We start from the raw sequence: 13553 nt of genomic DNA on the forward strand, positions 1-13553 counted from the left end.
TACCATCCTCCCCGGCGCTGGCGAAGCCAAGCCGGGCGGGGCGCTCAGGGCAGCTGCCGCGACGGCTGGCCCTCCCGGGACAGCTGCAGATGCATCAGGGCGGTGGTCACCGCCACCCCCAGGGCACTGTGGCGCCCCATCAGCGGCACACCGAGACGCTCGGCGACCTGCCCGAAGCGCGGCGGGGTATCGAGCTGGGGGTGGTGGTACCGCTGGCGGCGCTGGTACACCTGCGCCACGTCGATGCCGGCGTTGGGCAGGTCGAAGCCGAAGCGGGGGCGCAGATAGCGGTTGAGCAGGACCAGCTCGAAATCCAGCCGCCAGCCCACCAGGGGCCGGTTGCCGACGAACTCCAGCAGCTGCGCCAGCGCCTCGTCGATGCCCTGGCCATCGTCCAGGTCGATCCCCCGCAGGCCATGCAGGCAGATGGAACCGCCATCGAGGCTCGCCGGGCGCTGCAGGCGGAGATCCAGCGACTCGCTGGTGAGTACCCGCTCGCCCCGCAGGCGCACCGCGGCGATGGCCACCAGCTCGGCGGTCCGGGCGTTGGCGCCGGTGGTCTGGCAGCCGAGGGCCACCAGCTCGTCGCCGGTATAGGGCTGGAAGAGCCAGCCGTAGCGGCCATGGGCGTGTCGCCGGCGGTCGGTCACCCGTCGCCATGTCCTGAGCATGAATGCACTCCTGTGTCGTTGCTGCCCATCGGGCCTCACGCGTACTCGAGGTGGAAGTGGTGCGACAGGCGCTGCTTGAAGTCCTTGACGATGTGCAGCGCCTCGCGGAGCAGGTCGCGCTCCAGGGAGGACAGTTCCTGCACCACCACCCGGTCGGGCTCAGCGCCCTGCGTCCCCTCCCCGTCGAGCCGCGCCAGCTGCTGCTTGAGGCGCAGCTCGGTGAACAGCGACAGCGCCTCCCCCAGGTCCTCGGCGACGCGCGCCTCCAGGCGCCCGTCAGCTACCAGGGCATCCAGCCTGTCCAGGGTGGACGTCACGGCGATGCGCCGCTCGAGGGCCATGACCCGGACCCCGTGCACGATGGGGAAGATTCCGCCCTTCTTGATGTCGATGCCGTGCTGGGGCTTCTTCAGCGAGCCGAACAGGGTCAAGGGCGTGGAGAAGTGCAGCGCCGGCCGTGCGAAGTAGGACAACAGCAGCTGGTCGCCGGCACACAGCCGGAACAGCGTCTCGCGCAGGCGCTCCAGCAGCGACGGATTGCCGGCCACCGCATGGGCGTCGAGCACGATGGCCAGCTTCATCAGGCTGTCCCCGTCGCGTTGCTCCACCCACCGGGCGATGCGCCGCTGCCACTGGCTCTCGGTGCCTACCCAGTCGGGATTGGAGACCATGATGTTGCCCGGACAGGGCGGATAGCCCAGCTCGATGAGGGTCTCGGTGAGTCGCTGCATCTGTTCGGCACAGTCGGGCCAGTCCAGGGCATCGTCGAGGATCAGGCCGTTGTCCTGATCGGTCTTGAGGATCTGCTCGCCGCGTCCCTCGCTGCCCATCACCATCAGGCAGCTGTCGCGGTGGTAACGCGCCTCGATCAGAAAGCCCCAGGCCTTGTTGATGATCCGGCCGTTGAGCGCCGCCAGCAGGCCCATGGCGAAGCGCAGCTTGACGCCCTGGGCCATCAGCGCGCGGACCAGCTCCGGGGTGCGCCGGCTGGCGGCGGTCAGCGCCGCCAGGCTGTCGGCCTGCTCGACCTGCAGGCTGACCACGTAGCTGCGGCTGGAGAAGTAGCTGAGCACATCGGTCAGCTCCACCACGCCCACCGCGGCCTGGCCCTCGGTGACCACCACCCGCTCCACCTGGTGGCGAGTCATCAGCACCAGCACCTGGAAGAGGTACTGGTCCGGCGTCACCGTGACCAGCGCGAAGTGCGCCACCGACTGCACCGGGCTGTCCTGGGGCAGCCCCTCGAGCACCAGGGCGTTGAGCAGGTCGGTCTTGGTGATCATCCCCGGGCCCCGGTCGCCCTCGACCAGCAGGCTGTCGGCATGGCTGTCGTGCAGGGTGGTCACCGCCTCGGCGATGGTTGCCCGGGGGCCCACGCAGAGCGGTGCGCGCATGCACTCGTCGACCCTGGCGAGCATGAAGCCGGCCATGGTCACCCCGCCGGCGGCGCGCTGCTCGGTCAACAGGCGGGTCTTGTGGGCCAGGGTCTGGCGGAAGAACTCGGCGAATGCCGGGTGGTCGTCGCAGAGGTCGAGGAACAGCGCCTTGGGTAGCAGGTAGCAGAGGCTCTCCTGCTCGGCCTGGAAGCGATAGCGGCTCTTGCCGTTGAGGATGCTGATCGCGCCGAAGAGGTCGCCGGCGGTGTAGTGGCCGATGCGTTCCCGGGCGCCGGGCCGGGTGGTATCGAGTTCCGCGACCTCGCCCTTGTGGATCAGGAAGACGTATTCGCCGGGCTGGCCGGTCTCGAGGATGATCTCGTCGCGATCGAAGTAGGCGAGGTCGACACCACCACGGACCCGCTCACGCCCCGCCTCGTCGAGAAGGGTGAACGGCGGCTGGGAGAGATCGACATCGACCATGGCAAGGTCCTCGTGTCGGGAAACGGGCGTCGTCTGCCGTGCCCCCACCGCGGGCCAGGGGCGCCGAAGGGGAGCCGTCTCACGACAGGAGACAGCGTGGCAGGAACACTGGAATCAGGGTAGCAAAGTCGAGGTCGAGGCAAGTATCTAGACCATGGTTCTATACGCCCACAGGTGCTGCCATCGGATCCTTGCCGTGCGTTATACCTTGGTACTATTCAAAGGACGTTTCGACTAAAGTCCAATTCGATAGTCTCCTAGACAATCGTCCTATACGGCGACGCCCACCGGGAAAGAAAAACCTTGCCAACGACAACAAGGCAATGATTTAAAAGGAATTGACAAAACCGTTTTAAATCGTTTTTTCCTCATGATACCAAAGTCTGGGATTTATTTTTTCGCTTTATTGACCAGCATTACCGGTGAGTCGTGCAGGGCAATCGCACGTCGACAACCCACCTCAACCAAAGCGTGAGCGACCCAGGTCCTGTCACAAGGTAAGGGAGGAAACCATGCCCTCATTGCCAACCTGCTCAAGGCCCGCAGCATCTTCCGGCATCCCGGCCCGGATCACCGCTGGCTGACGGCTGTCCACGCGCGATTGCCCGGCTGAGTCATGTGAACGCTCGGGACAACTTCCCACCCCCAACAACAAGTGGAGAGCAACACCATGGCAGATGAGAAATCCAATGCCGAAGCCTACTGGGCGGCCAACCTCCGCCTCATTGCCGGCTGCCTGGTCGTCTGGGCGCTGGTGTCCTACGGCTGCGCCATCCTGCTGCGCCCGCTGCTCGCGAGCATTCCCGTCGGCGGCACCGACCTGGGCTTCTGGTTCGCGCAGCAGGGATCGATCCTGACCTTCATCGGCATCATCTTCTTCTACGCCTGGAAGATGAACCGGCTGGATAAAAAGTTCGGGCTTGGGGAGTAATCCAGCATGAGCCAATTCGCCATCAACGTCCTCTTCGTGGGCGCCTCCTTCGCCCTCTATATCGGCATCGCCATCTGGGCGAAGGCCGGTTCGACGAAAGACTTCTACGTCGCCGGCGGCGGCGTGCATCCCATCACCAACGGCATGGCCATCGGCGCCGACTGGATGTCGGCGGCGTCCTTCATCTCCATGGCGGGGCTGATCGCCGCCGGCGGCTATGCCAACTCCACCTTCCTCATGGGCTGGACCGGCGGCTACGTCCTGCTGGCCACCCTGCTGGCCCCCTACCTGCGCAAGTTCGGCAAGTTCACGGTGCCGGAGTTCATCGGCGATCGTTTCTACAGCAAGAACGCTCGCCTGGTCGCCGTGATCTGCCTGATCGTCGCCTCGGTGACCTACGTCATCGGCCAGATGGCCGGCGCCGGCGTGGCCTTCTCGCGCTTCCTGGAAGTCGACGCCACCATGGGCCTGATCATCGCCGCCATCGTGGTGTTCTTCTACTCGGTACTGGGGGGCATGAAGGGCATCACCTATACCCAGGTCGCCCAGTACTGCGTGCTGATCACCGCCTACACCATCCCGGCGGTGTTCATCTCGCTGGAGCTGACCGGCAACCCGCTGCCGCCGCTGGGGCTGTTCTCCGAGCATGACGCCTCGGGCATGCCGCTGCTGGCCAAGCTCAACGAGGTCATCACCGAGCTCGGCTTCAACGAGTACACGGCGGACGTCGACAACAAGCTGAACATGGTGCTGTTCACCCTGTCGCTGATGATCGGTACCGCGGGCCTGCCCCACGTCATCATCCGCTTCTTCACCGTGCCGAAGGTCGCCGATGCGCGCTGGTCCGCCGGCTGGGCCCTGGTCTTCATCGCCCTGCTGTACCTGACCGCGCCGGCCGTGGCCTCCATGGCCCGCCTGAACCTGATGACCACCATCTACCCCGACGGCCCGACGGCCGAGCCCATCCAGTATGACGAGCGTCCGAACTGGGTGCGCGAGTGGGAGGTCACCGGGCTGATCCAGTACGAGGACAGGAACGACGACGGCCGCATCCAGCTCTACAACGACACCGAGGCGTTCGCCCCGACCGCCGAGCAGCGTGGCTGGGCAGGCAACGAGCTGGAGGTCAACCGGGACATCCTGGTACTGGCCAACCCGGAGATCGCCAACCTGCCCGGCTGGGTCATCGGCCTGATCGCCGCGGGGGGCCTGGCAGCGGCGCTGTCGACGGCCGCCGGGCTGTTGCTGGCCATCTCCTCGGCGATCAGTCATGACCTGATCAAGGGCTCGATCAACCCCAATATCAGCGAGAAGGGCGAACTCATGGCGGCACGGATCTCGATGTCCATCGCCATCATCGTCGCCACCTACCTCGGCGCCAATCCTCCGGGCTTCGCGGCCCAGGTGGTGGCCCTGGCCTTCGGTATCGCCGCGGCCTCGCTGTTCCCGGCGCTGATGATGGGGATCTTCTCCAAGCGCGTGAACAACAAGGGCGCGATCGCCGGCATGCTGACGGGTCTGGCCTTCACCCTGGTCTACATCTTCGTCTACAAGGGCTGGTTCTTCATCCCGGGCACCAACAACCTGGAAGACCTCCCGGAGAACTGGGTGCTGGGCATCTCGCCGCTGTCCATCGGGGCGGTGGGCGCGATCATCAACTTCGCCGTGGCCTTCTCGGTCTCCAAGGCGACCGCGGCACCGCCGCAGGAGATCCAGGACCTGGTGGAGAGCGTCCGCTATCCCAAGGGTGCTGGCATGGCGGTCGACCACTGAGCCATAATCCCCAACCGGCGCCCCCGCGGCGCCGGTCCCAACCCTTCGTCGGGCTTCCCTCGGGAAGCCCGACGTCTGTCAGGAAGCTGTCCTATGATATGGCACTTGATCGCGGCGGCCTTCGCCGGCCTCGGCGCCGCCGGCATCGGCCTGCTGCTGCGCATGCTCAGCCGTGGGCGACTGCCCCGCTGGATCGTCCCGGTCTGCGCGGGTCTGGGCATGCTGGGCTACCAGATCAATCACGAGTACACCTGGTTCGAGCACCAGCGCGCCCAGCTCCCCGACTCCACTCGGGTGGTGAGCACCGAGCAGACGCCGGTCTTGTGGCGCCCCTGGACCTATCTGGTCCCGCTGACCTCGGGCTTCACCGTGGTGGATCGGGACAGCCTGGTGCGCGCAAGGACCGACGACCAGCCGCTGGTCGAGTTCATCCTCTATCGCTTCGAGATGGCCAATGCCGACCGGGTACAGCACCAGGCCTACGTGTTGAACTGCAGCGCCCGGGAGCTGCTGCCGCTGGCCGGTGAGCCGCGCCGCCCCCGCACCGAGGCACTGCGTCGGCTCGCGGCCGGTGACCCGCTGCTCCAGACGGTGTGTCGCGACGCCTGAACCACGCCGCCCCTGCCGTCGCCCCCCGCCTTGCCCTAGAATGGGCGGGAACCGGAGGGAGATACCCCATGTTCGCAGGCTGGCTGCTGATCGTCGTTTCGCTGCTCTACGTCGCGGTGCTGTTCGCCATCGCCTGGCGGGGAGACCGTCAGGCCCGCGAGCGCGGCGCCACGCGGCGCCGGCCGGTGATCTACAGCCTGGCGCTGGCCATCTACTGCACTTCCTGGACCTTCCACGGTGCGGTGGGCCAGGCCGCCACCTCGGGCTGGTCCTTCGCCAGTATCTTCGTCGGCCCCATCCTGACCCTGCTGCTGTTCTGGCCGGTGCTGGCCAAGATGATCCGCGTCGCCAAGCACCAGAACGTCACCTCGATCGCCGACTTCATCGCCTCGCGCTACGGCAAGACGCAATCGCTGGCGGCCTTCGCCAGCCTGGTCGCGCTGATCGGCACCCTGCCCTACATCGCCTTGCAGCTGAAGGCGGTATCCACTTCCTTCAGCGTACTCACCGAGGCCAGCGACATTACCCGCACGCCCCTGTTCGGCGATACCGCCTTCTATGTCGCCGCGGTGATGGCGCTGTTCGCGATCCTGTTCGGCACCCGCCATACCGACGCCACCGAGCACCATGAGGGACTGATCCATGCGGTGGCCTTCGAGTCGCTGGTCAAGCTGCTGGCCTTCCTGATCCTCGGTGCCTATGTCACCTGGGGCATGTTCGACGGCCTCGGCGATCTGCTGGCCTTCGCCGACATCCAGCTGCAGCTGCAACGCCAGCTCGCCCAGCAGGACTTCGGCCAGAGCTTCTGGGCCCAGACGCTGCTCGCCATGCTGGCCATCCTCTGCCTGCCCCGCCAGTTTCATGTGGCGGTGGTGGAGAACACCCATCGCGACGATGCCGCCAAGGCCCGCTGGCTGTTTCCGCTCTACCTGGTAGCCTTCGCCTTCTTCGTGCTGCCGCTGGCCGCCGCCGGCCTGACCCTGTTCGCCGACGGCAGCGTCGAGCCCGACAGCTATGTGCTGGCGCTGCCCATGGCGGCCGGCAGCGAGTGGCTGGCCCTGCTGACCTTCATTGGCGGCTTCTCGGCCTCCACCGGCATGGTCATCGTCGCCGCCGTGGCGGTATCGATCATGATCTCCAACGAGATCGTCATCCCGGCGCTGTTCCGACTGCGCTGGTTCGACACCAAGGCCCGGGACTACGGCCGGCTGGTGCTGCGCGCCCGGCGCATCACCATCGCGGCGATCCTGGCCATGGCCTATGGCTTCTATCAGCTGATCGGCGAATTCAACTCCCTGGCCGCGACCGGCATGCTGTCCTTCGCCGCCGCGGCGCAGTTCGCCCCGGCGTTGATCGGCGGCCTCTACTGGAAGCGCGGCAACCGCCTGGGGGTCATCGTCGGCATGAACGCCGGCTTCGCCATCTGGGCCTACAGCCTGCTGATGCCGGCGATGATCGGCGCCGGGGTGTTGCCGGCCAGCTGGCTCACGGGTGGCCCGCTGGACATCGGCTGGCTGTCGCCCACCTCGCTGTTCGGCCTCAACGTCGGCGACAGCTTCACCCACGGGGTGATGCTGTCGCTGGGCGTGAACCTGGTGGCCTACATCTTCGTCTCCCAGATGACGCCCCAGCGCGTGGTGGAACGCATCCAGGCCTCGCTGTTCGTCGACAGCGTCGAGACGCGCCAGACCTCGGTGAACCGGCCCTGGACCGGGGCCACCACCGTCGGCGACCTCAAGGTGCTGTGCGAGCGCTTCCTGGGGGCCGGCCAGGTCAGCCGCGCCTTCGATGATTATGCCCGCCGCACCGGCAAGCCGCTGGATGACAACACCCGGGCGTCCATCGACGTGATCCAGTTCACCGAGCGCTTCCTGGCCTCGGTGCTGGGCGCTTCCTCGGCGCGGATCGTCGTCAACTCGGCGCTGCAGGGCCGCGGCATCGGCATCTCCGACGTGATCTCCATCGTCGACGAGGCCTCCCAGGTCCTGGAGTTCAACCGCGCCCTGCTCCAGGCCACCATCGAGAACATCAACCAGGGCATCAGCGTGGTGGACCAGAACCTGCGCCTGGTGGTGTGGAACCAGCGTTACCTGGAGCTGTTCCGCTTTCCGGACCACCTGATCCGGGTCGGCGCCCCGGTCGACCGCATCTTTCGCTACAACGCCCATAATGGGGAATACGGCCCCGGCGACCCGGAGGAGCATGTCCAGCTGCTGCTCGACAACATCCGCGAGGGCCAGCCCCATCGCTACGTCCGCTACCGCCAGGACGGCAGCGTGCTGGAGGTCCAGGGCAACCCCATGCCCGGCGGCGGCTTCGTCTACACCTACCAGGACATCACCCAGCAGAAGCGCATCGAGGAAGCGCTGATCCGCTCCGAGAACAACATCCGCATCTACACCGACAACGTGCCGGCGCTGATCGCCTACTTCGACAAGGAGTGCCGCTACCTCTTCACCAACCGCGCCTACGAGCAGGCCTTCGGCATCGATCGCAACGCGGTGATCGGCAAGCCGTTGCAGGAGGTGATTCCCGAAGAGCTGGCCCTGGAACGCGAGCCGTGGATCGAGCGCGCCCTGGCCGGCGAGCGGGTCCACTTCGAGGTCTCGCTGACCCTGCCCGAGGGCCTGCGCTACATGCTGGTGACCTACACGCCGCACTTCGGCGACAGCGGGGCGATCCTGGGCTTCTTCGCCCTCTACCAGGACATCACCGAGCGGCGCCGCGCGGAGATCGCCCTCAAGGAGACCAACGAGACCCTCGAGGAACGCGTCCGCGAGCGCACCCAGGCGCTCTCCGAGGCCAACGCCGCCCTGCGCCAGGAGAACCGCGTACGCGCCGAGGCCGAGCAGGCGCTGCGCCAGGCCAAGCAGGTCGCCGAGGACGCCAACGCCTCCAAGACCCGCTTCCTGGCCGCCGCCAGCCACGACCTGCTGCAGCCGCTCAACGCCGCCCGGCTGTTCACCTCGGCGCTGTCCCAGGAGATGGACGCCGTCGACATGAAGCGCACCATCGGCCATATCGACAACTCCCTGCAGGCCGCCGAGGAACTGCTCGGCACCCTGCTGGACATCTCCAAGCTCGACGCCGGGGCGCTGACCCCGCGGCGCAGCCACTTCGCCCTGGCCGACATCTTCCGGCCGCTGCGCGCCGAGTTCGAGGTGATGGCCGAGGACCGTGGCCTGGACCTGGTGGTGGTGGCGACCCGCTGCTGGGTCGACAGCGATGCCCAGATGCTCCGGCGCATCGTGCAGAACTTCCTGTCGAACGCCATCCGCTACACCCAGGAGGGGCGGGTGCTGCTGGGCTGCCGGCGCCATGGCGAGCGGCTGTCCATCGAGGTCTGGGACTCCGGCCCCGGCATCCCCGAGACCAAGCAGGCCGAGATCTTCCAGGAGTTCCGCCGACTCGACCAGGCCTCGCGACACAAGGAGAGCGAGAAGGGCCTGGGCCTGGGGCTATCGATCGCCGACCGCATGAGCCGGGTGCTCGACCACCCGATCACCGTGCGGTCCTGGGAGGGCGTGGGCACCGTCTTCGCGGTCAGCGTGCCGGTGGTGGCCGCCCGCCGCCAGGAGGACGCCGAGGAGACCACCCCGCGGCGCGCCGGCAACAAGCTGGCCGGCAAGCGCATCCTGTGCATCGACAACGAGTCGCTGATCCTCGAGGGCATGAAGGCCATGCTCTCCGGCTGGGGCTGCGAGGTCTTCACGGCCACCTCCATCGGCGGCGCCAAGTCGGTGCTGCGTCATCTCGACGACGACCCGGACGCCATCCTCGCCGACTACCACCTGGACAACGAGGTCACCGGCCTGATGGCCATGGAGGCCCTGAGCGAGCGGCTCTATGGCGCCGTTCCCGGCATCGTGATCACCGCCGACCGCACCGAGGAAGTCGCCGAGGAGATCCGCCGCGCCGGCTACCAGCTGCTGCTCAAGCCGGTACGCCCCGCCGCCCTGCGCGCGCTGCTGACCCGTACCCTGCAGGCCAGCCGGGCGGCCACCCGGCAAGAGGGCTAGCGCTGCACGCGAGCTGGCAGCTGGATAGCAGCCGAAACGCAACCGCCCCCACGGCAAGGCCATGGGGGCGGTTGTGCTACCGGCTGCAAGCTTCCAGGCGCGAAGCGCCGCTCGCCAAACTCGTGACCGAAGGTCAGGACTCGACCTTCGGCGGCTCCACCTCGAGCTTCTGGGCGGCGATCACCGCCTGGGTGCGGGAGTGCACGCCGAGCTTGCGCAGGATGGCGGTGACGTGGGCCTTGATGGTGGCCTCGGAGACGTTGAGCTCATAGGCGATCTGCTTGTTGAGCAGCCCTTCGGTGAGCATGTTGAGCACCCGGAACTGCTGGGGGGTCAGCGAGGCGATGGCCTCGGCGAAGCGGGTCTCCTCCTCGTCGCCCTCGCCCAGGGCATCGGCCATCTCCGCCGGCAGCCACACCTCGCCATCGAGGATCTCGCCCACCGCCTCGGCGATCAGTGCCAGCGAGGACGACTTGGGGATGAATCCGGAGGCCCCGTAGTCGATGGCCCGGCGCACCACGTGCAGCTCGTCGCTGCCGGAGACCACCGCCACCGGGATGTCGGGCGTCTGGCCGCGCAACTGGATCAGCCCGGAGAAGCCATGGGCGCCCGGCATGTGCAGGTCGAGCAGGATCAGATCGGCGTCCGGATGGCGGGTGACCACCTCGGTGGTGGCCTCCATGGTGTCGGACTCGACGATCTCGGCCTGGGGTGCCAGCTGGCGCAGCGCCTGGGTCAAGGCTGCGCGGAACAGCGGATGGTCATCGGCAACGATGAATTTCTGGGCAAAGGCCATGCATTCTCCTCCGGTTCCGGGAGCAGCGGGACGGGCCGGCCGCCGCCTGCGGGACGCTTTTGTCTTTCCCGGCATGTTACCCCATGGCCGAGGCGATGCCCAAGCGCTTGGCGGGTATTGTCGACATTTTTCGACGGGCCATGAAGAAGCCGGCCACGTGGGCCGGCTCGGATGACCTCTCGACGGGCAGCCCCGGCCAGGCGGGGCCCCCGCTCGCGGTCACTTGATGGCGCGATGCTCGATCAGCTCCTCGACCACCGACGGGTCCGCCAGGGTGCTGGTGTCGCCCAGGCCATCGCACTCGTTGGCGGCGATCTTGCGCAGGATGCGGCGCATGATCTTGCCCGAGCGGGTCTTCGGCAGGCCCGGGGCCCACTGGATGACATCCGGCGAGGCGATCGGCCCGATGTCCTTGCGCACCCACTGGGTCAGCTCCTTCTTGAGCGCGTCGCTGGGCTCCACGCCATCCGCCAGGGTCACGTAGATGTAGATGCCCTGCCCCTTGATGTCATGGGGGAAACCGACCACGGCGGCCTCGGCCACGGCCTCGTGGGCCACCAGGGAGGACTCGATCTCGGCGGTGCCCATGCGGTGGCCAGAGACATTGAGCACGTCGTCGACCCGGCCGGTGATCCAGTAGTAGCCGTCCTCGTCGCGACGGCAGCCGTCACCGGTGAAGTACATCCCCTGGTAGGTGGTGAAGTAGGTCTGCAGGAAGCGTTCGTGGTTCTTCCAGATGGAGCGCGCCTGGCCCGGCCAGGAGTCGAGGATCACCAGGTTGCCCTCGGTGGCCCCCTCGAGCAGGTTGCCCTCGTTGTCGACCAGCGCCGGTTGCACGCCGAAGAACGGCAGGGTCGCGGACCCCGGCTTGAGGTCGGTGGCGCCCGGCAGCGGGGCGATCATGATGCCGCCGGTCTCGGTCTGCCACCAGGTGTCGACGATGGGGCACCGCTCGTTGCCGATCACCCGGTAGAACCATTCCCAGGCCTCGGGGTTGATCGGCTCGCCCACCGAACCCAGCAGCCGCAGGCTGTCCCGGCTACTGGAGTCCATGACGTTGTCACCGTGGGCCATCAGGGCGCGGACCGCGGTGGGCGCGGTGTAGAGGATGTTGACCTGGTGCTTGTCGACCACCTCGCCCATGCGGCCGTTGGTCGGGTAGCTGGGCACGCCCTCGAACATCAGCGAGATCGCGCCGTTGGCCAGCGGTCCATAGACGATGTAGCTGTGGCCGGTGACCCAGCCGACATCGGCGGTGCACCAGTAGACTTCGCCGTCCTGGTAGTCGAAGACGTACTGGTGGGTCATGGCGGCGTGCAGCAGGTAGCCCCCGGTGGTGTGCTTGAGGCCCTTGGGCGCGCCGGTGGAACCGGAGGTGTAGAGGATGAACAGGGGATCCTCGGCGCCCATCGGCTCGGCCGGGCAGTCGCTGGACTGCTGGTCGACGAGGTCGTGGTACCAGACGTCGCGGCCGTCCTGCCACTCGATCTCGCCGCCGGTGCGCTGGACCACCAGCACCGTCTCGGCCACGTCGGTGCCCTCGCGGGTCAGCGCCGCATCGACGTTGTCCTTGAGGGGCACTCGCTTGCCGCCGCGCACGGACTCGTCGGCGGTGATCACCACCTTGGAACCGGCGTCCTTGACCCGCTGGGCCAGGGCGTCCGGGGAGAAGCCGCCGAACACCACCGAGTGGATGGCGCCGAGCCGGGCACAGGCCAGCATGGCCATGGCGGCCTCGGGGATCATCGGCATGTAGAGCGTCACGGTGTCGCCCTTGGCGACGCCCAGCGACTTCAGGGCATTGGCCAGCTGGCAGGTCCGCTCGTGGAGCTGGCGATAGGTCAGCGTCTTGGAATCCTGGGGATCGTCGCCTTCCCAGATGATGGCGGTCTGGTCACCACGGGTCTCGAGGTGACGGTCCAGGCAGTTGACGCTGGCGTTGAGGGTGCCATCCTCGAACCAGCGGATGTCGACGTCATGGGTATCGAAGACGGTGTGCTTGATGCTGGTCGGTGGCGTGAACCAGTCGAGGCGCTCGGCCTGCTCGGCCCAGAAGCCTTCCGGATCATCCAGGGAGCGCTGGTACATGGCCTGGTAGGTCGCCTTGTCGGCCCATGCCTTGGCGGCGAAGTCCTCACGTACCGGATAGACGTGCTGCTGATCACTCATGGAAATGCCTCTGTCCTCGGGGTGGCCCCTTCAGGTTGATGAAGCCGGCGGCGTTGTTGTTGGTACCGCCGACGCCATTAAGGTAGTCCCAGCATAAACCGCCCGCGCCCCTACTTCCCCTTAGACATTGGTATGAACAATTTCCTTTTTTATAACAATGGGTTAAGAGCCATTTTCAAACACCGCCCGGCCACTATAGACCAAGGTCTCGGCGCACTGCCGGCAGCGATAGGCGCGCCCCGAGCGGGCCAGCGCATGGCGTCGGGAGGTGAAGGCATGCTCGCCGCAGCCGCAGCGGTAGCGATGGGGCGCGGGGCTGGCGCGGCCGGTATCGAAGCGGTGGGTGACCCGTGGCGGCAGGCCGAACAGCCGGCGCATCACCGTCTGCCACTCATGGCCATGGGGACGGGCGAGGTGGCCATCGTCGAGGTGGTGGACCAGCCAGTGGGCCATCTCGTGGGGCACCACCTCGACCAGGAAGGCCAGGCGATTCTCGTCGAAGAGCACCGGGTTGAAGCGCAGGCCGCCTCGCCCGAAATGCGCCTGGCCGGCGCCCTTGCCGCGCAGGTCGAGCCACACCCCGGGGCGCGGCAGCCCGGGATGCACCTCGCGACACAACCGCCAGGCGGCCTCGACCCGCTCATGCAGGGCGTGCTGGCTGGCCGCCCGGTCGAGGGCGGCAAGCCAGTGGGGATCGGGTGTCGGCAGGGCGGGCGTGGTCATGGG

9 protein-coding genes are annotated in these 13553 nt (G+C 67.2%); 4 read left to right on the forward strand and 5 right to left on the reverse strand.

The genetic code is table 11. The features are described from left to right. Window positions 1-44 precede the first annotated feature (44 nt). Together QWY76_RS15270 and QWY76_RS15275 are read right to left on the reverse strand one after the other, a co-directional pair. A complete protein-coding gene (locus QWY76_RS15270) occupies window positions 45-671 on the reverse strand; it encodes a 3'-5' exonuclease (protein ID WP_290312153.1) in 627 nt (208 codons plus the stop codon). A 35-nt stretch (window positions 672-706) separates the two neighbouring features. Then, a complete protein-coding gene (locus QWY76_RS15275; protein WP_290312154.1) occupies window positions 707-2530 on the reverse strand; it encodes a DUF294 nucleotidyltransferase-like domain-containing protein in 1824 nt (607 codons plus the stop codon). A 670-nt stretch (window positions 2531-3200) separates the two neighbouring features. On the opposite strand from QWY76_RS15275, the gene QWY76_RS15280 reads away from it, so the two are divergent. The 4 genes from QWY76_RS15280 to QWY76_RS15295 all read left to right on the forward strand — a co-directional run bounded on the left by QWY76_RS15280 (window position 3201) and on the right by QWY76_RS15295 (window position 9862). Continuing rightward, window positions 3201-3461, forward strand: coding sequence for a DUF4212 domain-containing protein (locus tag QWY76_RS15280; protein ID WP_290312155.1), 261 nt, complete (start codon window positions 3201-3203; stop codon window positions 3459-3461). Window positions 3462-3467: 6 nt separating this feature from the next. Further along, window positions 3468-5234 (forward strand): sodium:solute symporter family protein, encoded by a 1767-nt coding sequence (locus QWY76_RS15285; RefSeq protein ID WP_290312156.1) that lies wholly within the window; start codon window positions 3468-3470, stop codon window positions 5232-5234. Window positions 5235-5327: 93 nt separating this feature from the next. Further along, window positions 5328-5843 (forward strand): hypothetical protein, encoded by a 516-nt coding sequence (locus tag QWY76_RS15290; protein WP_290312157.1) that lies wholly within the window; start codon window positions 5328-5330, stop codon window positions 5841-5843. Window positions 5844-5911: 68 nt separating this feature from the next. Beyond that, window positions 5912-9862 (forward strand): hybrid sensor histidine kinase/response regulator, encoded by a 3951-nt coding sequence (locus tag QWY76_RS15295; RefSeq protein ID WP_290312158.1) that lies wholly within the window; start codon window positions 5912-5914, stop codon window positions 9860-9862. A gap of 133 nt (window positions 9863-9995) precedes the next feature. On the opposite strand, the gene QWY76_RS15300 is transcribed toward QWY76_RS15295, so the two are convergent. The 3 genes from QWY76_RS15300 to QWY76_RS15310 form a co-directional block, all read right to left on the reverse strand. Beyond that, a complete protein-coding gene (locus QWY76_RS15300; RefSeq protein WP_126485493.1) occupies window positions 9996-10658 on the reverse strand; it encodes a LuxR C-terminal-related transcriptional regulator in 663 nt (220 codons plus the stop codon). A 219-nt stretch (window positions 10659-10877) separates the two neighbouring features. Further along, window positions 10878-12827, reverse strand: coding sequence for an acetate--CoA ligase (gene acs, locus QWY76_RS15305; RefSeq protein WP_290312159.1), 1950 nt, complete (start codon window positions 12825-12827; stop codon window positions 10878-10880). Window positions 12828-12989: 162 nt separating this feature from the next. Then, window positions 12990-13550, reverse strand: coding sequence for a SprT family zinc-dependent metalloprotease (locus tag QWY76_RS15310; protein WP_290312160.1), 561 nt, complete (start codon window positions 13548-13550; stop codon window positions 12990-12992). Between the last annotated feature and the right edge of the window lie 3 nt (window positions 13551-13553).

This window comes from Halomonas maura, assembly GCF_030409305.1.
GTDB classification, from domain to species: domain Bacteria; phylum Pseudomonadota; class Gammaproteobacteria; order Pseudomonadales; family Halomonadaceae; genus Halomonas; species Halomonas maura.

What these genes read in the sequence shown, in the direction of transcription:
- QWY76_RS15295 (WP_290312158.1), top strand. Translation starts at nt 5,912, where the DNA reads ATGTTCGCAGGCTGGCTGCTGATCGTCGTTTCGCTGCTCTACGTCGCG.
- QWY76_RS15310 (WP_290312160.1), bottom strand. Translation starts at nt 13,550, where the DNA reads ATGACCACGCCCGCCCTGCCGACACCCGATCCCCACTGGCTTGCCGCC.
- QWY76_RS15270 (WP_290312153.1), bottom strand. Translation starts at nt 671, where the DNA reads ATGCTCAGGACATGGCGACGGGTGACCGACCGCCGGCGACACGCCCAT.
- QWY76_RS15285 (WP_290312156.1), top strand. Translation starts at nt 3,468, where the DNA reads ATGAGCCAATTCGCCATCAACGTCCTCTTCGTGGGCGCCTCCTTCGCC.
- QWY76_RS15300 (WP_126485493.1), bottom strand. Translation starts at nt 10,658, where the DNA reads ATGGCCTTTGCCCAGAAATTCATCGTTGCCGATGACCATCCGCTGTTC.
- QWY76_RS15280 (WP_290312155.1), top strand. Translation starts at nt 3,201, where the DNA reads ATGGCAGATGAGAAATCCAATGCCGAAGCCTACTGGGCGGCCAACCTC.
- acs (WP_290312159.1), bottom strand. Translation starts at nt 12,827, where the DNA reads ATGAGTGATCAGCAGCACGTCTATCCGGTACGTGAGGACTTCGCCGCC.
- QWY76_RS15290 (WP_290312157.1), top strand. Translation starts at nt 5,328, where the DNA reads ATGATATGGCACTTGATCGCGGCGGCCTTCGCCGGCCTCGGCGCCGCC.
- QWY76_RS15275 (WP_290312154.1), bottom strand. Translation starts at nt 2,530, where the DNA reads ATGGTCGATGTCGATCTCTCCCAGCCGCCGTTCACCCTTCTCGACGAG.